Origin of the sequence: Caballeronia sp. ATUFL_F2_KS9A, from assembly GCF_023630765.1 — a bacterium.
In the GTDB taxonomy this organism is placed as follows: domain Bacteria; phylum Pseudomonadota; class Gammaproteobacteria; order Burkholderiales; family Burkholderiaceae; genus Caballeronia; species Caballeronia zhejiangensis.
The window spans coordinates 106,322-131,490 of sequence record NZ_JALQEK010000007.1 but is presented as its reverse complement, the minus strand read 5'-3'; the positions used below and the strand labels follow the sequence as shown (position 1 = coordinate 131,490).

General features: G+C 63.6%; 18 protein-coding genes. 12 read left to right on the top strand and 6 right to left on the bottom strand.

What is annotated here, in order from left to right; all coding sequences use genetic code 11:
* The first annotated feature begins 4 nt into the window (after positions 1–4).
* The 6 genes from rluB to truB all read left to right on the top strand — a co-directional run bounded on the left by rluB (position 5) and on the right by truB (position 8,681).
* Positions 5–1,894: a 23S rRNA pseudouridine(2605) synthase RluB gene (gene rluB / locus NCS67_RS07555; protein ID WP_250434859.1), complete on the top strand. Its 1,890-nt coding sequence runs from the start codon at positions 5–7 to the stop codon at positions 1,892–1,894.
* A 385-nt stretch (positions 1,895–2,279) separates the two neighbouring features.
* Positions 2,280–2,738: a ribosome maturation factor RimP gene (gene rimP, locus NCS67_RS07550; protein WP_008349230.1), complete on the top strand. Its 459-nt coding sequence runs from the start codon at positions 2,280–2,282 to the stop codon at positions 2,736–2,738.
* Positions 2,735–4,210 carry a transcription termination factor NusA gene (nusA, locus tag NCS67_RS07545; protein WP_008349231.1) on the top strand — a complete coding sequence of 492 codons (1,476 nt, stop codon included), beginning with the start codon at positions 2,735–2,737 and terminating at the stop codon, positions 4,208–4,210. Before rimP ends, nusA begins: the two co-directional genes overlap by 4 nt.
* Positions 4,211–4,303: 93 nt before the next feature.
* The gene (gene infB / locus NCS67_RS07540) at positions 4,304–7,285 is read left to right on the top strand and encodes a translation initiation factor IF-2 (RefSeq protein ID WP_033536385.1); all 2,982 of its coding nucleotides are present in this window, start codon (positions 4,304–4,306) and stop codon (positions 7,283–7,285) included.
* Positions 7,286–7,379: 94 nt separating this feature from the next.
* On the top strand, positions 7,380–7,757 hold the full coding sequence (rbfA, locus tag NCS67_RS07535; protein WP_008349233.1) for a 30S ribosome-binding factor RbfA: 378 nt from the start codon (positions 7,380–7,382) through the stop codon (positions 7,755–7,757).
* Entirely contained in the window at positions 7,758–8,681 is a 924-nt protein-coding gene (truB, locus tag NCS67_RS07530) for a tRNA pseudouridine(55) synthase TruB (RefSeq protein WP_008349234.1), read from the top strand.
* A gap of 55 nt (positions 8,682–8,736) precedes the next feature.
* On the opposite strand, the gene NCS67_RS07525 is transcribed toward truB, so the two are convergent.
* The 4 genes from NCS67_RS07525 to NCS67_RS07510 form a co-directional block, all read right to left on the bottom strand.
* A complete protein-coding gene (locus tag NCS67_RS07525; RefSeq protein WP_034473204.1) occupies positions 8,737–10,296 on the bottom strand; it encodes a DHA2 family efflux MFS transporter permease subunit in 1,560 nt (519 codons plus the stop codon).
* Between the two features lie 13 nt (positions 10,297–10,309).
* Positions 10,310–11,572 carry an HlyD family secretion protein gene (locus NCS67_RS07520; RefSeq protein WP_250434858.1) on the bottom strand — a complete coding sequence of 421 codons (1,263 nt, stop codon included), beginning with the start codon at positions 11,570–11,572 and terminating at the stop codon, positions 10,310–10,312.
* Positions 11,573–11,623: 51 nt separating this feature from the next.
* Positions 11,624–13,150: an efflux transporter outer membrane subunit gene (locus NCS67_RS07515; RefSeq protein WP_250434857.1), complete on the bottom strand. Its 1,527-nt coding sequence runs from the start codon at positions 13,148–13,150 to the stop codon at positions 11,624–11,626.
* A gap of 75 nt (positions 13,151–13,225) precedes the next feature.
* On the bottom strand, positions 13,226–13,741 hold the full coding sequence (locus tag NCS67_RS07510) for a MarR family winged helix-turn-helix transcriptional regulator (RefSeq protein WP_008349239.1): 516 nt from the start codon (positions 13,739–13,741) through the stop codon (positions 13,226–13,228).
* A gap of 341 nt (positions 13,742–14,082) precedes the next feature.
* Between NCS67_RS07510 and typA the strand changes: the two genes are divergently transcribed.
* The 6 genes from typA to NCS67_RS07480 all read left to right on the top strand — a co-directional run bounded on the left by typA (position 14,083) and on the right by NCS67_RS07480 (position 23,727).
* Entirely contained in the window at positions 14,083–15,909 is a 1,827-nt protein-coding gene (gene typA / locus NCS67_RS07505; protein WP_008349240.1) for a translational GTPase TypA, read from the top strand.
* A 334-nt stretch (positions 15,910–16,243) separates the two neighbouring features.
* Positions 16,244–19,102, top strand: a complete 2,859-nt coding sequence (locus tag NCS67_RS07500; RefSeq protein WP_008349241.1) for a 2-oxoglutarate dehydrogenase E1 component — start codon at positions 16,244–16,246, stop codon at positions 19,100–19,102.
* 84 nt (positions 19,103–19,186) lie between these two features.
* Positions 19,187–20,491, top strand: a complete 1,305-nt coding sequence (odhB, locus tag NCS67_RS07495) for a 2-oxoglutarate dehydrogenase complex dihydrolipoyllysine-residue succinyltransferase (RefSeq protein ID WP_008349242.1) — start codon at positions 19,187–19,189, stop codon at positions 20,489–20,491.
* 89 nt (positions 20,492–20,580) lie between these two features.
* A complete protein-coding gene (gene lpdA / locus NCS67_RS07490; protein WP_008349243.1) occupies positions 20,581–22,011 on the top strand; it encodes a dihydrolipoyl dehydrogenase in 1,431 nt (476 codons plus the stop codon).
* Between the two features lie 82 nt (positions 22,012–22,093).
* On the top strand, positions 22,094–23,191 hold the full coding sequence (gene zapE / locus NCS67_RS07485) for a cell division protein ZapE (RefSeq protein WP_034473201.1): 1,098 nt from the start codon (positions 22,094–22,096) through the stop codon (positions 23,189–23,191).
* Positions 23,192–23,334: 143 nt separating this feature from the next.
* The gene (locus tag NCS67_RS07480) at positions 23,335–23,727 is read left to right on the top strand and encodes a transposase (protein WP_250434856.1); all 393 of its coding nucleotides are present in this window, start codon (positions 23,335–23,337) and stop codon (positions 23,725–23,727) included.
* A gap of 78 nt (positions 23,728–23,805) precedes the next feature.
* On the opposite strand, the gene NCS67_RS07475 is transcribed toward NCS67_RS07480, so the two are convergent.
* Positions 23,806–24,267 (bottom strand): DUF2147 domain-containing protein, encoded by a 462-nt coding sequence (locus NCS67_RS07475; RefSeq protein WP_175982295.1) that lies wholly within the window; start codon positions 24,265–24,267, stop codon positions 23,806–23,808.
* A 90-nt stretch (positions 24,268–24,357) separates the two neighbouring features.
* Positions 24,358–25,146, bottom strand: coding sequence for a 5'/3'-nucleotidase SurE (surE, locus tag NCS67_RS07470; protein WP_250434855.1), 789 nt, complete (start codon positions 25,144–25,146; stop codon positions 24,358–24,360).
* Positions 25,147–25,169 lie beyond the last annotated feature (23 nt).

The following is a 25,169-nucleotide window of genomic DNA, read 5'->3' as shown; positions in this document are numbered from 1 at the left end:
TGTTTTGACACACTCCCACGACAGCGATTCGCCTGAATCCGCGCGCCCCGTGCACGCCGCGGACGCACCTGAGTCGGCCGATGCCGGCGACAGCACGCGCACCGACCGCGCCGATGAAGGCGGCGAGGGCGATGACCGTCCGCGCCGCGGATTGCGCCGCGGGCCGCGCAGCCTGATCGCACGGCGTCGCGCTGTCGCGAAGACCAAGGGCGCGGACGCTGCGCCAGGCGCGCCGGGCGCCGTCAACGAGACGCCGCCCGATGGCGTCGTGGCGGCACAAGTGCGTACCCCGCGCAAGGATCCGGGCGCGAAGCCGCGCAAGGGCGAAGGGGCGAGTCCGCGCGGCCGCAAGAGCGCGCGCGCGGAAGCGGGCGAAACCGGCGTCGAAGCAGCGGACGAGGCCGGCGTACAGGCCGCCGCGCCCGCGCCGCGCGAAGGCGGCCGGCGCAAGAATCCGCCGCAGCAAAAGCGCGGCAAGCGCAGCGACGCGGGACCGGCGACCGTCGAGAGCGCGGCTGCTGCAGCCGTCGACGACGTGTTCGCCTACGTGACCTCGCCGGCCTTCGACGCCGACAACGGTTCGGCCGGCGTGCGCGCCCCGATGCTGCGACGCGGCCGCAATGCACCGCAAAAGCGCGTGCTGGAACCGGACGAAGACGCGCCGAAGCTGCACAAGGTGCTCGCGGATGCGGGCATGGGTTCGCGGCGCGACATGGAAGAGTTGATCATCGCCGGGCGCGTATCGGTGAACGGCGAGCCGGCGCATATCGGCCAGCGCATCATGCCGACCGATCAGGTGCGCATCAACGGCAAGCCGCTCAAGCGCAAGCTCGCGAGCAAGCCGCCGCGCATCCTGCTGTATCACAAGCCGACGGGCGAGATCGTCAGCCATGCCGACCCGGAAGGGCGTCCGTCCGTGTTCGACAAGCTGCCGTCGATGAAAACCGCCAAATGGCTCGCGGTCGGGCGTCTCGACTTCAATACGGAAGGCCTGCTGTTGCTCACGACGTCCGGCGATCTGGCGAACCGCTTCATGCATCCGCGCTACAGCGTCGAGCGTGAGTACGCGGTGCGCGTGGTCGGACAACTGTCCGAGGCGATGAAGCAGAAGCTGCTGAAAGGCGTCGAGCTCGACGACGGTCCCGCCAACTTCTTGCGCATCCAGGACGGCGGCGGCGAAGGCACGAATCACTGGTATCACGTCGCGCTGGCGGAAGGCCGGAATCGCGAAGTGCGTCGTATGTTCGAGGCGGCCGGCTTGATGGTGAGCCGCCTGATCCGCACGCGTCATGGTCCGATCGCGCTGCCGCGCGGCCTGAAGCGCGGCCGCTGGGAAGAGCTCGAGGACAATCAGGTGCGCAGCCTGATGGCGTCGGTCGGGCTGAAATTGCCGACGGCCGAGAAGGGCGGACGCAGCGCCGCGCCGCGTGTGCAACCCGATCCGATGCAGACGTCGATGGGCTTCATCACGCGCGAGCCGGTGCTGAGCTCGCACTCGCGCATGACGCAGCAGCAGACGCCGGGACGCGGCGGCCGGCGCGGCCAGCCGGGCGGTGTGTCGGGCAGCTTCGGGCTCGGCGGCATGGGCGGATTCGGCGGCAACACGGGCAATGCAGGCAACGGGGGCGGCATGGGCCGTCGCGGCGGCCGGGAGCCGAACGGCAACCGCATCGGCAACGAGCCCAACGGCAATCGCGCTAACGGCGCACGGCTGGGTCCGCGCGGCGCGCGTCCGCAAGGCGGCGGTCCGCAGGGCACGGGCGGCGCCGGCAACCGTGCCGCCGGTGGCAACGCACCGCGGGGCAATCGCCAGGGCGGCGGACAGCAGGGCGCTGGCCAGAACAAAGCCGGCGGCGCGGGCCGGGGCGCGCGTAATCGCTCGCGCGGCCGCTGAGCGCGATACGTAAAAAATCGCAAAGACGTCGCCGGGGGAAGTCCAAAAGCGGGATGCGAAGCATCGGTCCGCCCCCGGCGACGAAAATCTCGCGTTTCGCTCTTTCTGATCGTTAGGACAAACCGGCGTGAAACCGGGTCCAACAGGGGCGAAAGTGCGCGTTACGTTTGCGTTTATCCTGAAAAATGGCTAAAATCATGAAGTCGCTGGGCACGTAGTTTTCTTTCGCTGCCCTGAGTGCGACCTCGGTTGAAAAATGTGGGCGTTGCGCCCATTTTTTTTTGGCTATTCGGTTCGGCATCTCGGGAGCAGGGGTGCGCGCCCGCATGAAGGCGCTCGCCCGCAGGTGTTTCGGCGTGGAGCGCGCGAACACCTTGGAGTTACTGTGCAACTGACGGAATTGATTGAAACCACGGTCTCGAGCCTTGGCTACGAGCTTGTCGATCTCGAGCGTTCGGGAGGCGGCATGCTGCGTGTCTACATCGACCAGCCGGCTGGTATCGCGATCGAAGACTGCGAGAAGGTCACCCGTCAGCTCCAATATTTGTTTGAAGTCGAGAACATCGACTACGACCGGCTCGAAGTATCGTCGCCGGGGCTCGACCGCCCGCTCAAGAAACTGGCGGATTTCGAGCGCTTCGCGGGGAGCGAAGTCGCCATTACATTGAAGAAGCCGCTGGACGGGCGCAAGTCGTTCCGCGGCATCCTGCACGCCCCTGACGGCGAAACGATCGGATTGGAATTTGAAGGGAAGGACGGCGCTGCGATGCTCGATTTCACGCTCGCGGACCTCGATAAGGCACGTCTCGTCCCCAAGGTTGACTTTAGGAGCCGCAAACAATGAGTCGCGAAGTATTGATGCTGGCGGATGCGCTGGCACGCGAAAAGAACGTCAACAAGGACGTCGTGTACGCAGCGCTGGAAGCTGCGCTTGCTTCGGCAACGAAGAAGCTCTTCGAGGAAGACGTGGATATTCGTGTCGCCATCGACCGTGAGAGCGGCGAACACGAGACTTTCCGCCGCTGGCGCGTCGTGCCGGACGAGGCCGGCCTGCAAGAGCCGGATCAGGAAATCCTGCTGTTCGAAGCGAAGGAGCAAAAGCCCGACGCGCAAGTTGACGAATTCATCGAGGAGCCGATTCCGTCGATCGAATTCGGCCGTATCGGCGCGCAGGCCGCCAAGCAGGTGATCCTGCAGAAGGTGCGCGACGCCGAGCGCGAACAGATTCTGAACGACTTCCTCGAGCGCGGCGAAAAGATCATGACCGGCTCGGTGAAGCGCCTGGACAAGGGTAATTTCATTGTCGAGTCGGGCCGTGTCGAAGCGCTGCTGCGCCGCGACCAGCTGATTCCGAAGGAAAACCTGCGCGTGGGCGACCGCGTGCGCGCGTACATCGCGAAGGTCGACCGCACCGCGCGCGGCCCGCAGATCGAACTCTCGCGCACCGCGCCCGAGTTCCTGATGAAGCTGTTCGAACTCGAAGTGCCGGAAATCGAGCAAGGTCTGCTGGAAATCAAGGCCGCCGCGCGCGATCCCGGCGTGCGTGCGAAAATCGGCGTGATCGCCTACGACAAGCGGATCGATCCTATCGGCACTTGCGTCGGCATCCGCGGTTCGCGCGTGCAGGCCGTGCGTAACGAGCTCGGTGGCGAGAACGTCGACATCGTGCTATGGTCGGAAGATCCCGCGCAGTTCGTGATCGGCGCTCTCGCGCCGGCGGCCGTCCAGTCGATCGTCGTCGATGAAGAAAAGCATTCGATGGACGTCGTGGTGGACGAAAACGAGCTCGCCGTCGCCATCGGCCGCGCCGGCCAGAACGTGAGGCTCGCAAGCGAACTCACCGGCTGGCAAATCAATATCATGACGCCGGACGAGTCCGCGCTGAAGCAGAACGAAGAGCGTGGCAAGTTGCGCGACCTCTTCATGGCGCGTCTGGATGTGGACGAGGAAGTCGCCGACATCCTGATCGACGAAGGCTTCACGAGTCTCGAAGAAATCGCCTACGTGCCGCTCAACGAAATGCTCGAAATCGAAGCGTTCGACGAAGACACCGTGCACGAGCTGCGCAATCGCTCGCGCGACGCGCTCCTCACGATGGCGATCGCCAACGAAGAGAAGGTGGAAGGCGTCGCGCTCGATTTGAAGAGCCTCGACGGCATGGACAATGAGCTTCTCGCAAAGCTCGCCGAGCACCAGATTCAGACCCGCGACGATCTCGCGGAGCTGGCAGTAGATGAACTGGTCGAAATGACCGGAATGCAAGAGGATGCCGCTAAGGCGTTGATCATGAAAGCACGTGAACACTGGTTCCAGTGAGAAATGACCATGGCGCACTGATATTTGGCGGCCTGTCTGGCCGCGTGACCCCGATCTAACCGCAAGGATTGGTCCTTGCATCAAGAGGAATGAATGGCGAGTAACAACGTAGCCCAATTTGCCGCGGAACTCAAAATGCCTGCGGGCGTCCTGCTCGAGCAGTTGCAGGCGGCTGGCGTCCAGAAAGCGAGCGCGAACGACGACCTGTCCGAGACGGACAAGGCGCGTCTGCTCGATCATTTGCGCAAGTCGCACGGTTCCGCCGACGCCGACAAGCGCAAGATCACTTTGACCCGCCGGCATACGTCGGAAATCAAGCAATCCGACGCAACGGGTAAAGCTCGCACCATTCAGGTCGAGGTGCGCAAGAAGCGTGTTTTCGTGAAACGCGACGAAACCGGTGTGGAGCAGGCCGAGGCCGCGCCGAATCACGTCGAAGAGCCGGAAGTCGACGAAGCCGAACTGCAGCGTCGCGAGGAAGAAGCGCGCCGTGCCGCCGAGCAGCTCGAGCGCGAAGAGCGCGAGCTGAAGGAACAGCAGGCGAAGCTGGAGCGCGAAGAAGCCGAGCGCCGCGCTCGCGAGGAAGCGGCGGAAGCCGAGCGCAAGAAGCAGGAAGAGGAAGCGGCGCGCCGCGCGGCGGCTGCGGCTCAGGCTGCCGAAATCTCGCGTGCGGCGCAGGCTGCGCGTCAGGAAGCGCGCACGCAACCGGCCGTCGAAGCGAAGCCGGAACCGAAGCAGGACGACACCGCGCAGCGCGAAGCCGCCGAAAAGGCAGCGGAAGAGAAGGCTGCGAGCGAGCGTGCCGCGCAGCGTGAAGCCGCGAAGAAGGCGGAAGAAGACGCGAAGGCGAAGGCCGAAAAGGCTCGCCTCGAGCAGGAAGCCATCGCGAAGCGCCGTGCGGCGGCGGAAGCCGAAGCCCGCGCGATCCGCGAAATGATGAACACCCCGCGCAAGGCGCAAGTAAAGGCGCCGGAACCCGCGCCTGCACCGAAGCCCGCCGAAGCGGCGAAGGCCGCCGAAGCGAAGGGCACGCTGCACAAGCCCGCGAAGCCGGAAGGCGCGCAGGCGGCACGTCCCGCAGCGGCGAAGAAGCCGGCTGCAGGCGCGCCGGCACCCGCATCGACGGCTCCCGCAGGCGCCGGCGACAAGAAGAAGGCTGGCAAGGGCGGCTGGCAGCAAGACGACGCATCGAAGCGTCGCGGCATGAAGACGCGTGGCGATTCGAGCGGTGGTGTCGATCGCGGCTGGCGCGGCGGTCCGAAGGGTCGCGGCAAGCATCAGGAACAGACGTCATTCCAGGCGCCGACCGAGCCGATCGTCCGTGAAGTGCACGTGCCGGAAACCATTTCCGTCGCGGACCTCGCGCACAAGATGTCGGTGAAGGCTTCGGAAGTCATCAAGGTGATGATGAAGCTCGGCCAGATGGTCACGATCAACCAGGTGCTGGACCAGGAAACGGCGATGATCGTCGTCGAGGAACTGGGCCATCGCGCGGTCGCGGCGAAGCTGGACGACCCGGAAGCGTTGTTGATCGAAGGCGAAACCACCGAGGAAACGGCAGAGAAGCTGCCGCGTCCGCCGGTTGTCACCGTCATGGGTCACGTCGACCACGGCAAGACCTCGCTGCTGGACTACATCCGTCGCGCGAAAGTGGCGGCGGGCGAAGCGGGCGGCATCACGCAGCATATCGGCGCATATCACGTCGATACGCCGCGCGGCGTCATCACCTTCCTCGACACGCCGGGTCACGAGGCCTTCACGGCCATGCGTGCGCGCGGCGCGAAAGCGACCGACATCGTCATTCTGGTGGTCGCAGCCGACGACGGCGTGATGCCGCAGACGAAGGAAGCGATCGCTCACGCGAAGGCGGGCGGCGTGCCGATCGTCGTTGCGATCAACAAGATCGACAAGCCGGAAGCGAACCCCGACCGCGTGAAGCAGGAACTCGTCGCGGAAGGCGTGGTGCCGGAAGAGTACGGCGGCGATTCGCCGTTCATCGAAGTGTCGGCGAAGACCGGCCGGGGCATCGACGATCTGCTCGAAAACGTGTCGCTGCAAGCCGAAGTGCTGGAACTCACCGCGCCGGTGGAAGCCGCTGCGAAGGGTCTCGTCATCGAAGCGAAGCTGGACAAGGGCAAGGGCCCGGTCGCGACCATTCTGGTGCAGTCGGGCACGCTGAACCGCGGCGACGTGGTTCTCGCGGGCAGCGCCTACGGTCGCGTGCGAGCCATGCTCGACGAAACCGGCAAGCCGACGAAGACGGCGGGTCCGTCGATCCCGGTGGAAATCCAGGGTCTGTCGGAAGTGCCGGCGGCGGGCGAGGAAGTCATCGTGCTGCCGGACGAGCGCAAGGCGCGCGAAATCGCGCTGTTCCGTCAGGGCAAGTTCCGCGACGTCAAGCTTGCGAAGCAACAGGCCGCCAAGCTCGAGAACATGCTCGAGCAGATGGGCGAAGGCGAAGTGCAGAACCTGCCGCTCATCGTCAAGGCCGACGTGCAGGGCTCACAGGAAGCGCTGGTCCAGTCGCTGCAGAAGCTGTCGACCAACGAGGTGCGCGTGCAGATCGTGCACAGCGCGGTCGGCGCGATCAGCGAATCGGACGTCAACCTGGCGACGGCATCGAAGGCGGTCATCATCGGCTTCAACACGCGTGCGGATGCTCAGGCGCGCAAGGTGGCCGAGGCGAACGGCATCGACATCCGCTACTACAACATCATCTATGACGCAGTGGATGAGGTGAAGGCGGCGATGTCCGGCATGCTCGCGCCGGAGAAGCGCGAAACGGTGACGGGCATGGTCGAGGTGCGCCAGGTCATCCGCGTGCCGAAGGTCGGCCTGATCGCGGGCTGTATGGTCACGGACGGCGTGGTCAAGCGTTCCTCGTCGGTGCGCGTGATCCGCAACAACGTCGTGATTCACACCGGCGAGCTCGATTCGCTCAAGCGCTTCAAGGACGACGTCAAGGAAGTGCGTCAGGGCTTCGAGTGCGGTATGTCGATCAAGAACTTCAGCGATATCGTCGAAGGCGATCAGTTCGAAGTCTTCGAAGTGACGGAAGTGGCTCGCACGCTGTAATGCGCTAGCCGCTGAAAAAAGGGCGGGGTGAGCCTTGCGGCTCGCTCCGCCCTTTTTGCTTCAGGCGGCGCGACAAGAATACGGAAACGAAATCATGGCTAAAAAACGGACATCCGCGAACCGCAACGTGCAGATTGCGGATCAGATCCAGCGCGATCTTTCGGAACTGATGCGCGAGGTGAAAGACCCGCGCGTCGGACTCGTGACGATTCAGAGCGTCGAGCTCACGCCTGACTACGCGCACGCGAAGGTCTACTTCACGACGCTGACGGGCGATCCGAAGCAGACGCAGGAAGGGCTCAATCATGCGGCGGGACATCTGCACAATATGCTGTTCAAGCGCCTGCACATCCACACGGTGCCGACGCTGCATTTCCACTATGACCAGACGATCGAGAAGGCCGTCGAGATGTCGCGCCTGATCGACGAGGCAAACGCGACGCGCGCAAAAGATGACGAAGAAGGTGCGTGAGTGAAGGGCGGTCCGAAGATTCCCCGTCGCGCGCTCGACGGCGTGCTCTTGCTGGACAAGCCGCTCGGGCTGTCGAGCAACGATGCGCTCATCAAGGCAAAGCGGATTTATCTGGCGAAGAAGGCGGGCCACACGGGTACGCTCGATCCGCTCGCAACCGGTCTGCTGCCGTTGTGCTTCGGCGAAGCGACGAAGTTCTCGCAAGACCTGCTCGACGCCGACAAGACTTACGAAGCGACGATGCGCCTCGGTATCCGCACGACGACCGGCGATGCCGAAGGCGAGGCGGTGGATACCCGCGACGTGACGTGCGACGAAGCTGCCGTCGTCGAAGCGATGACGCGGTTCATCGGCGAAATCGTGCAAGTCCCGCCGATGTACTCGGCGCTCAAGCGCGACGGCAAGCCGCTCTACGAATACGCGCGCGCCGGTCAGACGGTCGAGCGTGAGGGCAGGCAAGTGACGATTCACGCGCTGCAGTTGATCGCGTGCGCGCTGCCCCTCGTGACGTTTCGCGTGACGTGCAGCAAGGGCACTTACGTACGGACGCTGGCCGAGGACATCGGCGAAGCGCTCGGCTGCGGCGCGCATCTGACGGCGTTGCGGCGCACCGGTGTCGGCGCGCTGACGCTCGAACACGCGGTCACGCTCGATCAGCTCGCGAGCCTGAGCGAAGCGGAGCGCGACGAGCGGCTTCAGCCCGTCGATGCACTGCTATCCACGTTTCCCGCGGTTCAGTTGAACGACGAAGCGACGCAGCGCTTCCTGCACGGCCAACGTCTGAAGCTCGCGGACGTCGTGAAAACGCGTCTCGAAGCAGGCCGCGTGCGCGTTTATGCGCAAGAAGGCGGCCGTCTGCTGGGCGTGGCGCGCGCGGGCGAGGGTGTGCTCGCGCCGGAACGGCTCATCGTCACGGCGCAATGAAAAAGAGCCCGGTCGATGTCGACCGGGCTCTGTTCTTTTGGGAGCAGTCAGGCGATCAGTGCGCCGCCGATGCCGCCGCCGCCGAATCTCCACCGCCCGAACGCTCGGGCCGCGTGATCCAGATCAGCACGATCAGCGCGACGAAAATCCCCGCCGAAATATAGAACATGTCGTTCACGCCGAGCTGCGCGGCCTGCTGCGTCGCCATGCTGTTATAGAGGCCGACGGTCTGCTCGTGCGTCAGGCCGAGCGCGCCCATCTGCTGCATCGAATTCGCGAACACCGGGTTGTACGAATTGGCGCTTTCGACGAGTTGCGCGTGATGCACGATCGAACGATGCTCCCACGCCGTCGAGAAGATCGACGTGCCGATGCCGCCGCACATGATCCGCACGAAGTTCGACAGCCCCGACGCCGCCGGAATTCGATGTCCCGGCAAGCCCGACAGCGTGATCGACACGAGCGGAATGAAGAAGCCCGCCATGCCGATGCCCTGAATCAGCGTCGGTATCGTGAGCGCCCAAGTGTCGACGCCGGTCGTGTAGCGTGAACGCATCCAGAAACACAGCGCGAAGACGAGGAACGCGGCGGTCGCGATGTAACGCGGATCGGTGCGCGGCAGGAATTTGCCGGTGATCGGAGAAAGCAGGATCGCGAACACGCCGACGGGCGCCATCACGAGACCGGCGTTCGTCGCCGTGTAGCCGATATCCGTCTGCAGCCACAGCGGGAGCAGAACGAGATTGCCGAAGTAGAGCCCGTATCCGATCGACAGCGCGATCGTTCCGCCGGTGAAGTTGCGCAGCTCGAAGAGCGACAAATCCACGACCGGATGCTCCGCCGTCAGCTCCCACACGATGAAGAACGCGAACGCGATCACGGCGATGAGCGCGAGCACGACGATCGTCGTCGAGTTGAACCAGTCGAGATCCTTGCCTTTGTCGAGCATGATCTGCAGCGAGCCGACCCAGACGACGAGCAGCCCGAGCCCGACCGTGTCGATCGGCGCCTTGCGGATCGCGGAATCGCGGTCGCGGAAGATCGCGAACGTAGCGAGCGCCGCCGCGATGCCGACCGGAATGTTCACGTAGAAGATCCATGGCCACGAGATGTTGTCCGAGATCCATCCGCCGAGGACTGGCCCCGCGACCGGCGCGATCAGCGTGGTCATCGACCACATCGATAGCGCCATCGGCGCTTTTTCGCGCGGATAGCTCGCGAGCAGCAGCGTTTGCGACAGCGGGATCATCGGGCCGGCGACGGCGCCCTGGAATACGCGCGCGGCGAGCAGGAAGGGGAGCGTCGGCGCGAGACCGCAGAGCCACGACGCGATCACGAACAGGATGATCGAGCCGAGAAAGAGCCGCACCTGCCCGAGACGCTGCGTGAGCCAGCCGGTCAACGGCACCGAGATCGCGTTGGCGACCGCGAACGACGTAATGACCCACGTGCCCTGATCCGACGACACGCCGAGATCGCCGGAGATCGACGGAATCGAGACGTTCGCGATCGACGTGTCGAGCACGTTCATGAACACCGCGAGCGATACGGCGATCGTCCCGATGACGAGCTTTCCGCCCGACAGCGGCGGATGTACGACGTTTTGCGAAGACATGTGGCGAGTCCGCTTACATCAGCTTGGCGGCCGACGCCGACTTCGTCGCGCGCCCGTGCGCCGGCGACGCGCTCTGCGCCGACGACCGTGCGCCCGCACCCGTACCCGCGTTCTGCTGGATGATGCGCGCGATTTCCTGATCGGCCTGCGCGCCGTAGTTGTCGAACACATTCGTCTGGTAGACCGTGTTCTGCGCGTTGCCGAGCTGGCCGCCTTGCTCGTCCTTGATGGTGACGTCGACGTTCATCGACAGGCCGATACGCAGCGGATGCGCTTCCAGTTCCTTCGGATCGAGCTGGATGCGCACCGGCAGGCGCTGCACGACCTTGATCCAGTTGCCGGTCGCATTCTGCGCGGGCAGCAGCGAGAAAGCCGAGCCCGTGCCGGCCGAGAAACCGACCACCTTGCCGTGATACACGACGCCCGAACCGTACAGATCGGCCGTCAGCTCAACCGGCTGGCCGATCCGCATGTGCTTGAGCTGCACTTCCTTGAAGTTCGCATCGACCCACACGGCGTTGAGCGGCACGATCGCCATCAGCGGATTGCCCGGCGACACGCGCTGGCCGACTTGCACCGAGCGCTTGGCGACATAGCCCGTGACCGGCGCGGGCAGCGTGTTGCGCGCGTAGTTGATGTAGGAATCGCGGACCTTCGCGGCGGCGGCGAGCACGTTCGGGTGATCGGCGATCGTCGTGTTGGCCGTGAGCGAGCGGTTCGACGCGAGCTCCTGCTCGGCGGCGTCGAGCGCGGCCTGCGCGCTGCGCACCGCGTCGCGGGCGTGCGAGATTTCTTCCTGCGAGACCGCACCCGTCTGCGCGACCTGCATGCGGCGCTTCAAATCGTCCTGCGCGCGCGACAGATCGGACCGGCGCAACGCGATCTGCGCTTCGTACTGGTTGTTGTTGACGAAGAACGTGCGTACCTGGCGCACAGTCTGCGCGAGATTTGCCTCGGCCTGATCGAGCGCGACCTTGGAGTCGGCCGGATCGAGCGCGACGAGCGGATCGCCTATCTTCACGGTCTGCGTGTCGTCGGCGTTCACCGAGATCACCGTGCCCACGACCTGCGGCGTGATCTGCACGACGTTGCCATTCACGTAGGCGTCGTCGGTGGCTTCGTGGAAGCGCGCGACGAGGAAGTAGTACAGCCCGTACGCGATAGCCGCGATGATGATGACGAGCACGATCAGCGTCATCAGCGCTCGGCGTTTGCCGTTGCTCTGTTTCGGCGCGGGCGCGGCGGCCGCGGCTGCGTTTTGTTGAGGGTCGCTCATGAAAGACTCCGAAAATTCCGTTTTTGGTCCGATGCGTGTTCTTGTGGGCGCTTAGTTCGACGGCGTGGCCTGATTGGCCGCCTGCGTCGTCGTCTGACTTTGTCCGCTGCCGTCGATCGCGAGATCGCTGATCGTCGCGTCGAATCCGCCGCCGAGCGCCTTGATCAGCGCGATCTGCAGATCGGTGCGCTTCAGGCGCAGATTCGTCACGGTCTGCTCGTTGGCGAGGCGGTTTTCGTCGGCGTTGAGCACCTGCAATTGCGGCGACAGGCCGGCCTTGTAGCGGATCACGGCGAGCTGATACGCGCTCGACGCCGCCGCGAGCGCGCGCTGGGCGTCGGCCATTTGCTTGTCGAGCGAGCGGATTGCGGAGATGTTGGTCGCGACATCGTTCATCGCGTTGATGAGCGTCTGGTTGTAGTTCGCGACGTCGCCTTCGAAGTCCGCGTAACGGCCTTTCAACTGCGCGCGCAAGGCGCCGGCGTCGAAGATCGGCAGATGGATCGCCGGACCGGCCTGGATCTGGCGGCTGCTCGCCTGCAGGAAGCGGCTCCAGCCGAACGCGTCGAAACCGAAGGCCGCCGCGAGGTTGATGTCCGGGAAGAACTCGGCCTTCGCTTCCTTGATGTTGTGGGTCGCGGCTTCGACCTGCCAGCGCGCGGCGACGATATCCGGGCGGCGCGCGACGAGATCGGCGGGCACGTTGTCGGGCAGCGTCACGTTGACGTTCGGGTCGATCACGGGTTTCGCGATCTTGAGGCCGCGATCCGGGCCTTTGCCGAGCAGCGCCGCGAGCTGATAGCGGACGGTTTCGATCTGGCCGTCGAGTTCCGTCGAGTTCGTCTGGCTGGTCGCGACGTTGCCCTCCGCCGTTCGGCGCTCGACGTTGGTGTCGAGCCCGGCCGCGACGCGCCCGTTCGTGATGCGTCCGACGTCCTGACGGTTCGCGATTTCGCGTTGCGCCACGTCACGCAGCGCGTAGAGCAGCGCGAGCTGGTTGTACGTGCGCGCGACCGACGCCGCAAGCGTCACGCGCGCCTGCTGCATGTCGGCTTCGGCGGCTTTCTGCTGCGATACCGCCATGTTGAGGCGCGAGCGGTTCTTGCCCCACAGATCCAGTTCCCACGACGCGCTCGCGAGCACGTTGTTCTCGCTGAACCACGTCCCGCCATAAGGCGGCGGGAAGAGGGCGTTGGCGGAATAGAGTTCGCGCGTCCACGAATACGAGCCGGTGACCTTCGGATAAAGCGCCGAGCGCGACGTCTCGATATACGACGACGCCTTCGCGATGCGCGCTTGCGCCTGCGCGATGCTCGGATTGTCGGCGAGCGCTTCGTCGATCAGTTGCGGCAGTTGCGGATCGCCGAACTGCTTCGCCCAGTCGAGCGTGGGCCATTGGCCGCCTTGGCCCGGCACGCTTTGCGTGGCCTCGAAGTTTTCCGGCGCGGCGATCTGCTTGTCGCTCGAAATGCCCGAATAGTTCGCGCAGCCGGCGAGCGCAAGCGCGGCCACCGCGGCGGCGACGGCGCGCTTCGCACGGCTTTCGCCGCGCATAGCGGACAGGAAGTGCTGGTTCATATCTCGTCTCTCGAGATGCAAATTAAAGGTGGACGTTGCAATCTTTTTGTAGGGTTGCGATGACGTATTTGCTTGTCATCGCAATGACGTACCAGGCTTATCGTTGCCGCCCAGCAGTGGCGCGACGGATGGATCGCACGAGTTCGCGAGAATCCGCCGCAGCATGCTTTTGAGGAAGCCGACTTCCTCCGGCGTGAAACCGGCAAGCAGGTTGTCCAGTACGCGCGTGAAGATGGCGGGTATCTTTTCCGCGGTCGCGTGACCTTCGTCCGTCAGCGCGAGGCGCACGACGCGCCGGTCTTCCTCGCTGCGCACGCGCGAAAGCAGGCCACGCTTTTCCAGTCTGTCGATGAGACGCGTGACCGCGCTCGCATCGATGCCGTATTCGCGGGCAATATCCGCCGCCGTCAGGCATTTGCCGACCGCCAGCATGAACAGGATGCTTGCCTGCGTGCTCGTGATGCCCAGTTCGGACGTCGTGTGTTGCGTGACCATGTTCCACATGGTCGAGCGGACCCGGCTGATCAGATAGCCGACGCTCTCGGCGAGCACGTAGTCGCCGATCGCCGCGGATTTCGGAGCGTCGCTCATGAGAATATTTGTGCGATTGCAATAGTTGACTAGGCAGGATTATAGGGAGGCGTTTCGCGGCGTGCAAGGATCTTTTCTGAATATGCTTAACAATCCGCCCGCGCCCGGCCTGCGGTTCGTCGCGACCCGACGCCGCGGACATGCGGCGGTTGCTGGCCCGATTTACGGGTTGAGTCCTATTGCCAGGTTTAGACATCCGTGCGTGCTATACTCTTCGGTTCTCACCGCGCCGGGCCCGCGTAGTCATGCTTGCATGACGCTTTCCAGAGGGGGCTTGCCGAGCCACGGAGTCTCGCAACAGAAGGGACTCGCTCTTACGGCGCACAACCAAGACACTTTCTATGACTCGCGCCCTCCGCAATATCGCCATCATTGCCCACGTCGACCACGGCAAGACCACGCTCGTCGACCAGTTGCTCCGCCAGTCGGGCACCTTCCGGGAAAACCAACAGGTCGCCGAGCGGGTCATGGACTCGAACGACATCGAAAAGGAACGTGGCATCACGATCCTGGCGAAGAACTGCGCCGTCGAATACGAAGGCACGCACATCAACATCGTCGATACGCCGGGACACGCGGACTTCGGCGGTGAAGTGGAGCGCGTGCTGTCGATGGTCGACTCCGTGCTGCTGCTCGTCGACGCCGTCGAAGGCCCGATGCCGCAAACGCGCTTCGTCACGAAGAAGGCGCTGGCGCTCGGCCTGAAGCCGATCGTCGTCGTCAACAAGGTGGACCGTCCGGGCGCGCGTATCGACTGGGTGATCAACCAGACCTTCGATCTGTTCGACAAGCTCGGCGCGACCGAAGAGCAGCTCGACTTCCCGATCGTCTACGCGTCGGGTCTCAACGGCTTCGCCGGCCTCGAACCCGATGTCCGCGAAGGCACGATGCGCCCGCTGTTCGAAGCCATTCTCGAACACGTTCCCGTGCGTCCGGCCGATCCGGACGGTCCTTTGCAGCTTCAGATCACGTCGCTCGACTACAACTCGTACGTCGGCCGTATCGGCGTGGGCCGTGTCGCGCGTGGCCGTATCCGCCCGGGCATGCAAGTGGCCGTGCGCTCGGGTCCGGACGGCGCGATCCTGAATCGCAAGATCAATCAGGTGCTGTCGTTCCACGGCCTCGAGCGCGTGCAGGTGGAAGAGGCGCAGGCCGGCGATATCGTGCTCATCAACGGTATCGAGGAAATCGGCATCGGCGTGACCATCTGCTCGCCGGACAATCCCGAAGCGCTGCCGATGATCACCGTTGACGAGCCGACGCTCACGATGAACTTCCTCGTGAACTCGTCGCCGCTCGCAGGCAAGGAAGGCAAGTTCGTGACGAGCCGCCAGATCCGCGATCGTCTGACGAAGGAACTGAATCACAACGTCGCGCTGCGCGTGAAAGACACCGGCGACGAAACGACGTTCGAAGTGTCGGGCCGCGGCGAACTGCATCTGACGATTCTCGTCGAGAACATGCGCCGTGAAGGTTACGAGTTGGCCGTGTCGCGTCCGCGCGTGGTGCTGCAGGAAATCGACGGCGTGAAGTGCGAGCCGTATGAAAACCTGACGGTCGATATCGAAGACCAGCATCAGGGCGGCGTGATGGAAGAGCTCGGCCGCCGCAAGGGGGAAATGCTCGACATGACCTCGGATGGCCGTGGCCGCACGCGTCTCGAGTACAAGATTTCGGCGCGCGGGCTGATCGGCTTCCAGAGCGAGTTCCTGACGCTCACGCGCGGCACGGGCCTGATGAGCCACACCTTCGATTCGTACGCGCCGGTGAAGGAAGGTTCGGTCGGCGAGCGCCGTAACGGCGTGCTGATCTCGCAGGACGATGGCGCTGCCGTCGCCTATGCGCTGTGGAAGCTGCAGGATCGCGGCCGCATGTTCGTGTCGCCGGGCGATGCGCTCTATGAAGGCATGATCATCGGCATTCACAGCCGCGACAACGACCTGGTCGTGAATCCGATCAAAGGCAAGCAGCTGACGAACGTGCGCGCATCGGGCACTGACGAAGCCGTGCGTCTTGTTCCGCCGATCCAGCTTTCGCTCGAATACGCGGTCGAGTTCATCGACGACGACGAGCTCGTCGAAGTCACGCCGCAGTCGATTCGTCTGCGCAAGCGTCATCTGAAGGAACACGAGCGTCGCCGCGCAAGCCGCGAAGCCAACGCCGAATAAGCTGCGCATGCATCTGTGAGCAACGTCGGAACAAAAGCCGCCTTCGGGCGGCTTTTGTCATTCTTCGGCGCGCTGCACGAGACCCTTGCTTATCTCAGAAACGCCCGCACATCCTTGTTGCGTAAAGGATGGCGAGGCGACGACGAGGCGAGGGCACATGCGGCGATACGTCATATGACTATTCGTTCTGTGCTATGCTTCTCGGATTAGCTGTCGCTTTTTAGGTCCTTCCAAGCAGACTTGATTCGCGCAATCCGCTAAACGGTCAGGCCGTGGCGCGGAAGGTTTCGTAACCCGCACTTCCTCGAGAAACTCGAAGAAAGGTGAGCGTAAAATGATGAAGCAATTCCAGTCGAACTCTTATCTGTTCGGCGGTAATGCTCCGTACGTCGAAGAGTTGTACGAGCAATATCTCGATAATCCCGCGTCAGTGCCCGAGACCTGGCGCGCCTACTTCGACGCGTTGCAGAACGTGCCCGCTTCGGACGGCACGGCTCACAACGACGTGGCTCACGGCCCCATCGTCGAATCTTTCGCTCAGCGCGCGAAGGCGAACGCCTTTCTGCCGCGCGAAAGCACCGGTGATCTGACCACCGCGCGAAAGCAAGTCTACGTCCAATCGCTGATCGGCGCGTATCGCTTCCTTGGCACGCAATGGGCCAATCTCGATCCGCTCAAGCGCCGCGAGCGTCCCCCCATTCCCGAACTCGAACCCGGCTTCTACGACTTCACCGAAGCCGACATGGATCAGGTGTTCAACGCGAACAACCTGTACTTCGGTTTCGAGCAGGCATCGCTGCGCGACATCGTCAAGGCGCTGCGCGACACGTACTGCGGCACGATCGGCGCCGAGTTCATGTACATCAGCGATCCGGAACAGAAGCGCTGGTGGAAGGAGCAGCTCGAGTCGATTCGCTCGACGCCGAATTTCTCGAACGACAAGAAGAAGCACATCCTGAATCGCCTGACGGCTGCCGAAGGCCTCGAGCGTTTCCTGCACACCAAGTATGTCGGCCAGAAGCGCTTCTCACTGGAAGGCGGCGAGAGCTTCATCGCGTCGATGGACGAAGTCGTGCGTCACGCGGGCAAGAACGGCGTGCAGGAAATCGTCATCGGCATGGCGCACCGCGGGCGTCTGAACGTGCTCGTCAATACGCTCGGCAAGATGCCGGCGGACCTTTTCGCCGAATTCGAAGGCAAGCACGTCGATGACCTGCCGGCCGGCGACGTGAAGTACCACAAGGGCTTCTCGTCGGACGTCGCCACGGAAGGCGGCCCGGTTCACCTGTCGCTCGCATTCAACCCGTCGCACCTCGAAATCGTGAATCCGGTGGTCGAAGGCTCGGCCAAGGCGCGTATGGATCGTCGCGGCGACGAAGAAGGCCTGCAAGTGCTGCCGGTGCAAGTGCACGGCGACGCGGCCTTCGCGGGCCAGGGCGTCGTGATGGAAACGCTGAACCTCGCGCAGACGCGCGGTTACGGCACGCACGGCACGCTGCACATCGTCATCAACAACCAGATCGGCTTCACGACGTCGGATCCGCGCGATGCGCGCTCGACGCTGTATTGCTCGGACGTCGTCAAGATGATCGAGGCGCCGGTGCTGCACGTGAACGGCGACGATCCCGAAGCCGTCGTGCTGGCGACGCAGCTCGCCATCGACTTCCGCATGAAGTTCCACAAGGACGTGGTCGTCGACATCATCTGCTTCCGCAAGCTCGGTCACAACGAGCAGGACACGCCGGCGGTCACGCAGCCGCTGATGTACAAGACGATTGCGAAGCATCCGGGCACGCGCGCCGTCTACGCCGAAAAGCTGGTGCAACAGGGCGTCATCACGGCCGAGGAAGCGGACAACTTCGTCAAGGAATATCGTCAGGCGATGGACGAAGGCCATCACACGATCGATCCGGTGCTCTCGAACTACAAGAGCAAGTACGCGGTCGACTGGGTGCCGTTCCTGAACCGCAAGTGGACCGACGCGGCCGACACGGCGGTGCCGCTCGCGGAACTCAAGCGTCTGGCCGAGCGCATCACGACCATTCCGGAAAACTTCAAGGTTCACCCGCTCGTCGAGCGCGTCATCAACGACCGCCGCGCGATGGGTCTCGGCGAAGCCAAGCTCGACTGGGGCATGGGCGAGCACCTCGCGTTCGCATCGCTGGTCGCATCGGGCTATGCCGTGCGTCTGACGGGCCAGGACTCGGGCCGCGGCACGTTCACGCACCGCCACGCCGTTCTGCACGATCAGAACCGCGAGCGCTGGAACGACGGCACGTACATTCCGCTGCAGAACATCGCGGAAGGCCAGGCCAAGTTCACGGTGATCGACTCGGTGCTGTCGGAAGAAGCGGTGCTCGGTTTCGAGTACGGTTATTCGACCGCTGAACCGAACACGTTCGTCGCGTGGGAAGCGCAGTTCGGCGACTTCGTGAACGGCGCGCAGGTCGTGATCGACCAGTTCATCTCGTCGGGCGAAGTGAAGTGGGGCCGTGTCTCCGGTCTCACGATGATGCTCCCGCACGGCTACGAAGGTCAGGGTCCGGAGCACTCGTCGGCGCGTATCGAGCGTTTCCTGCAACTGTGCGCGGATCACAACATGCAAGTGGTCCAGCCGACGACGCCGGCGCAGGTTTTCCACCTGCTGCGCCGTCAGATGATCCGCCTGTTCCGCAAGCCGCTCATCATCTTCACGCCGAAGTCGCTGCTGCGTCACAAGGAAGCCGTGTCCGATCTGTCGGAACTGGCGAAGGGCTCGTTCCAGCCGGTCATCGGCGAAACGGACGAAGCCATCGAGGCGAAGAAGGTCAAGCGCGTGATCGTGTGCTCGGGCCGTGTCTATTACGACCTCATCGCGCATCGCCGCGAAGCGAAGAGCAACGATGTCGCGATCGTGCGTATCGAGCAGCTGTACCCGTTCGCGCACAAGCAGTTCGACGCGGAACTCAAGAAGTACGAGAACGCGACCGAAGTCGTGTGGGTGCAGGACGAGCCGCAGAACCAGGGCGCCTGGTTCTACGTCGAGCACCATCTGCGCGAAGGCATGCGCGAAGGCATGAAGCTGGCCTACAGCGGCCGTCCTGCATCGGCATCGCCGGCGGTCGGCTACTACGCGAAGCACTACGAGCAGCAGAAGGTGCTCGTGGAAGGCGCGTTCGGCCGCCTCAAGGGCGCGCAGGTCATCGCGAAGTAAGCATTGCTTGATCGAAACCGGGCGAACGGACGTTCCCCGGTTTCGCTGCTCGTACACACAGACACGCATCAGGAAAATACAGAAATGGCTATCGTAGAAGTCAAGGTTCCCCAGCTTTCCGAGTCGGTCTCGGAAGCGACCATGCTGCAGTGGAAGAAGAAGCCGGGTGAGGCTGTCGCCCAGGACGAAATCCTCATCGAAATCGAGACCGACAAGGTCGTGCTCGAAGTGCCGGCTCCGTCGGCCGGCGTGCTGGCGCAAGTCATCAAGCACGACGGCGATATCGTCACCGCCGACGAACTCATCGCCAAGATCGACACCGAAGCGAAAGCGGGCGAAGCGCCTGCCGCCGTCGCCGCTGCCGGCGACGCCGAAGTGAAGCCCGCGCCGGTCGCGGAAACCGCCGCTGCCACGTCGGCTCCGGCTGCTGCGCAAGCATCGGCAGGCGGCGCCGCATCGCCGGCCGCGACGAAGATCTTGGCCGAGAAGGGCGTGTCGGCGGATCAGGTGTCGGGCTCGGGCCGCGACGGCCGCATCACGAAGGGCGACGCGCTCGCCGCTCAAGCCGGCGCACCGGCTGCCGCACCGGCCAAGCCCGCCGCCGCACCGGCTCCGGCCGCCGCGCGCGCCGCGAAGCCGTCGCTGCCGCAAGTCAGCGCACCGGCATCGGCCGATCAGTGGCTGAAGGACCGCCCGGAACAGCGCGTGCCGATGTCGCGTCTGCGTGCGCGTATCGCCGAACGTCTGCTCGAATCGCAGCAAACCAACGCCATCCTGACGACGTTCAACGAAGTCAACATGGCGCCGGTCATGGATCTGCGCAACAAGTACAAGGACCGCTTCGAGAAGGAACACGGCGTGAAGCTCGGCTTCATGTCGTTCTTCGTGAAGGCCGCCGTCCACGCGCTGAAGAAGTTCCCGCTCGTGAACGCATCGATCGACGGTAACGACATCGTCTATCACGGCTACTTCGACATCGGTATCGCGGTCGGTTCGCCGCGCGGTCTCGTCGTGCCGATCCTGCGCAATGCGGATCAGATGAGCCTCGCCGACATCGAGAAGAAGATCGCCGAATTCGGCCAGAAGGCGAAGGACGGCAAGCTGTCGATCGAAGAAATGACCGGCGGCACGTTCTCGATCTCGAACGGCGGCGTGTTCGGCTCGATGCTCTCGACGCCGATCATCAACCCGCCGCAATCCGCGATTCTCGGCGTGCACGCGACGAAGGAACGCGCGGTCGTCGAAAACGGCCAGATCGTGATCCGTCCGATGAACTACCTCGCGCTGTCGTACGACCACCGCATCATCGACGGCCGCGAAGCCGTGCTGTCGCTGGTCGCGATGAAGGACGCGCTGGAAGATCCGGCTCGTCTGCTGCTGGACCTGTAATACAAGCTTAGTTGCCTCGATGCGCGCGATAGGCTCGCGCGCATCGCAAGAGGCTGCTCCGCAAAAGCGGAGACACACCAAGGAAAGTCATGTCCAAAGAATTTGATGTCGTCGTGATCGGCGCGGGCCCTGGCGGCTATATCGCGGCGATTCGCGCAGCGCAGCTCGGCAAGTCGGTTGCGTGTATCGAGAAGTGGAAGAACCCGGCAGGCGCATTGAAGCTCGGCGGCACGTGCCTGAATGTAGGCTGCATTCCGTCGAAGGCGCTGCTGGCGTCGTCGGAAGAATTCGAGAATGCGTCGAAGCATCTGGCCGATCACGGCATCAGCGTGTCGGACGTGAAGCTCGATGTATCGAAGATGCTCGCGCGTAAAGACGGCATCGTCGAAAAGATGACGAAGGGCATCGAGTTCCTGTTCCGCAAGAACAAGATCACGTGGCTCAAGGGTCATGGCAAGTTCACCGGGAAGAACGCGGCCGGCGTGCAGATCGAAGTGTCGGGCGAAGGCGAGACCGAAGTCGTCACGGCGAAGAACGTGATCATCGCGACGGGTTCGAAGGCGCGCCATCTGCCGAACATTCCGGTCGACAACAAGCTGATCGCCGACAACGAAGGCGCGCTGTCGTTCGATTCCGTGCCGAAGAAGCTCGCCGTGATCGGCGCGGGCGTGATCGGTCTGGAGCTCGGCTCGGTGTGGCGTCGTCTCGGCGCGGAAGTGACCGTGCTCGAAGCGCTGCCGCAATTCCTCGGCGCGGCGGACGAGTCGCTCGCGAAGGAAGCCGCGAAGCAGTTCAAGAAGCAGGGTCTCGACATTCACCTCGGCGTGAAGATCGGCGAAGTGAAGACGAGCGCCAACGGCGTTTCGATCGCTTACACGGACAACGCAGGCAACGCGCAGACGCTGGAAGCGGATCGTTTGATCGTGTCGATCGGCCGCGTGCCGAACACCGATAACCTCGGTCTGGAAAGCATCGGCCTGAAGGCGAACGAGCGCGGTTTCATCGACGTGGACGATCATTGCGCGACGAGCGTGCCGGGCGTGTACGCGATCGGCGACGTGGTGCGCGGCCCGATGCTCGCGCACAAGGCGGAAGACGAAGGCGTGGCGGTGGCGGAGATCATCGACGGTCAGAAGCCGCACATCGATTACAACTGCGTGCCGTGGGTCATCTACACGGAACCGGAAATCGCGTGGGTCGGCAAGACCGAGCAGCAGCTCAAGGCCGAAGGCCGCGAGATCAAGACCGGCCAGTTCCCGATGATGGCCAACGGCCGCGCGCTCGGCATCGGCCGTGCCGAAGGCTTCGTCAAGATGATCGCGGACGCGAAGACCGACGAAATCCTCGGCGTGCACGTCATTGCTGCGGACGCGTCGGATCTGATCGCGGAAGCGGTCGTGGCGATGGAGTTCAAGGCGGCGTCGGAAGATATCGGCCGCATCTGCCATCCGCATCCGTCGCTGTCTGAAGTGATGCGCGAAGCGGCGCTCGCCGTCGACAAGCGCGCGTTGAACATGTAATACCGTTTGCCTTGGCAGTAAGGCAGCACAACAAAGGCGAGCGGGTTGATCCGCTCGCCTTTGTCACATCGAACGGCCGAAGATGAACGTCACCGAATACTACGAAAACGAACTGCGCACGCGGGGTTATCAATCGGACGAGGCGCAGCTCGCGGCGGTCGCGCGTCTTCAACAGTGCTATGAAGAGTGGGTCGCGTACAAGGCGCGCCGCTCGAACGCGCTCAAGAAGTTTCTCGTGCGTCCCGAGTTGCCGCGCGGCGTCTACATGTGGGGCGGCGTCGGGCGCGGCAAGAGCTTCCTGATGGACAGCTTCTATGCGGTCGTGCCGGTGCAGCGCAAGACGCGTCTGCATTTTCACGAATTCATGCGCGAGGTGCATCGCGAACTGGAGGAGCTGAAAGGGCAGTCGGATCCGCTGGACGAACTCGCCAAACGCATCGCGAAGCGTTATCGGCTGATCTGTTTCGACGAGTTTCACGTCTCCGATATCGCCGACGCGATGATCCTGTATCGCCTGCTCGACCGTCTTTTCAAGGCTGGCGTGCAGTTCGTGATGACGTCCAATTACCAGCCCGACACGCTGTATCCGGAAGGGCTGCATCGCGATCGTCTTCTGCCCGCGATCGAGCTCATCAAAGAGCATCTCGACGTGCTCAACGTCGATGCCGGCACCGATTACCGCAGGCAAACGCTCTCGACGGTGAAGGCGTATCACACGCCGCTTGGTGCGTCGGCGAGCGAGGCGTTGCGTGCGGATTTCGCGAAACTCGCGGCCGTGCCCGACGAAAGCCCGATCCTGCACATCGAGAAGCGCGAGATCAAGGCATTGCGCAAAGCCGACGGTGTCGTTTGGTTCGACTTTGCGACGCTATGCGGCGGCCCGCGCTCGCAGAACGACTATCTCGAACTGGCGAACCGCTTTCACGCGGTCATCTTGTCGGACGTGCCGCAAATGACGCCGCGCATGGCATCGGAAGCGCGCCGCTTCACCTGGCTCATCGACGTGTTCTACGACCACAAGGTCAAGCTGCTGATGTCGGCGGCCGTGCCCGCGGAAGAACTGTACGTCGAAGGGCCGATGGCCAACGAGTTCACGCGCACGGTGTCGCGCATCGTCGAGATGCAGTCGAAGGAATATCTGGAGGCGCCGCGCCGCGTCACCGATATTTCGCTGACCTAATACGAGTATCAAAAATCTGCGGTAGGCCAATCGGCATAAGGTTTTGCGAGCAATTTCAAGATTCGGACCACTCCGATTTGCTGGCTTTCAGGTACTCGGTATCGTCGATACCGGTTATCAGTCAGTAAATTGGAGAAACTACCGTGAAGCCCTATCGCGACATGTCCGACGAAGAATGGCAGATGGTTGCACCGCTGCTTCCCGAACTGCGTCCGCGTTCGGAGTTGCGGGGCCGGCCGCTCGCCAATACCCGCGCCGTGCTCAACGGTGTGCTCTGGGTCATGTACAGCGGGGCGTCATGGTCCACGCTGCCGCGCAAATATCCGTCGTATCAAACGTGCCATCGGCGCTTCAAGGCGTGGCACGAATCGGGCGTCCTGCTGCGCGTCATGACGCAGTTGTTCGGGCCGGCCGGCGAATCGCTCTATGCGTTGATGACATCGCGCATGCGTGTGCCGGGGGAATTCAAGCCGGAACAGCCGAACCTGCCCGCCGAAGCACAAGCGGAAGAGGCGCAACATCGTCACGCCGCATGATTGCTCGAAGCGTGCTCGCGAGATGAGCAAAGCCGGTCGAAGATCGACGTCTTCGACCGGCTTTGTCTTTGTATAAAGCTATTGCTGGCGCACCCAGGTTTGCGAGCGCCCCAGCAGCGAAACGCCGATATACCCGCGCACGACGAGCTTCTTGCCACCGTCTTCGAGTTTCATCTTGCACTTGTAGAGCTTGCCGCTGTCCGGGTCGAGAATCTGGCCGCCTTGCCACTCGTCGCCGTCCTGACGCATGCCAGTGATGATCGTCATGCCCTTGATCAACTGATCCTTGCGTTCGTCCGTGCAGGCCGTGCAGCGCCGTTCCGGATGATCGAATTCGCCGATGCCACGCACGACCTTGCCCGACAACTGCCCGTTGCCGTCGTCGGCGATCTGGATGATCGCTTTCGCTTTGCCGGTCTGATCGTCGATGGTCTGCCAGGTGCCGACGGGCGTCGCCTGCGCGAAAACGCTCGCGGCGAAAGTGGCGCACAGCGCGCCGAGCGTCACGCGTGCACCGCGCGAGCCGATGAAACGGGTCATGTCGTCTCCTTGTCGTGAACGGCCGAGCATACGAGAAAGCGACCGTTCCCGTCTGAGAAGAATCGTTCTAGACGCGCGCGGACCGAAAACTCAGACGGCGCGTTCAAGACCCGCTTCGAGCGTGGCGAACGTGCGCTCGTCGGTGCGATCGAAATGGAGCGGCGTGACCGACACGCTGCCTGCCGCCACCACCGCCGTTTCGCTATCGGTCGAATTCGGGCGCGGGGCACGCTGAAAGCGCAGCCAGTGATAGTCGATGCCGCGCGGATCGACGAGCGGCAACACGTCGATGCCTTCCACGAGCCCGATGCCTTGCCGCGTCACGGTGAGCGGACCCGCGGCAGACGCGTCGCAATCGGGGAAGTTGACGTTCAGGCACGTCGGCGCCTCGTGGGAAATCGAGAGCAATTGGCGGATCACGCCCGGCGCCAGCGCGCGCGCCGTGTCCCAGCGCACGTTCTCGCGGTCCGTGAAAGCCTGACTGAGCGCGATCGACGGCAAGCCGAGCAAGAGGCCCGTCATCGCCGCGCCGACGGTGCCGGAGAACATCGTTTCGACGCCGAGATTCGCCCCGCGGTTGATGCCGGACAGGACAAGTGTGGGCGGCGCGTCTTTCATGATGTGGCGCACGCCCATCACGACGCAGTCGCCTGGCGTGCCCTGTACGCCGAAGCGCCGTTCGCCCTGACGCGAGATGCGCAGCGGCGAATGCAGGCTGATGGAATGCGAAGTGCCGCTCTGATCGTGCTCGGGCGCGATGACCCAAACTTCGTGCGCGAGTTCGGCGGCGACCGCTTCGAGCACGGCGAGGCCGGGCGCGTCGATGCCGTCGTCGTTGGTGATGAGCACACGCTGCACGATGGGTGAGAGGGCGGACATCGCGAATCACTCCTTGGTCGGTG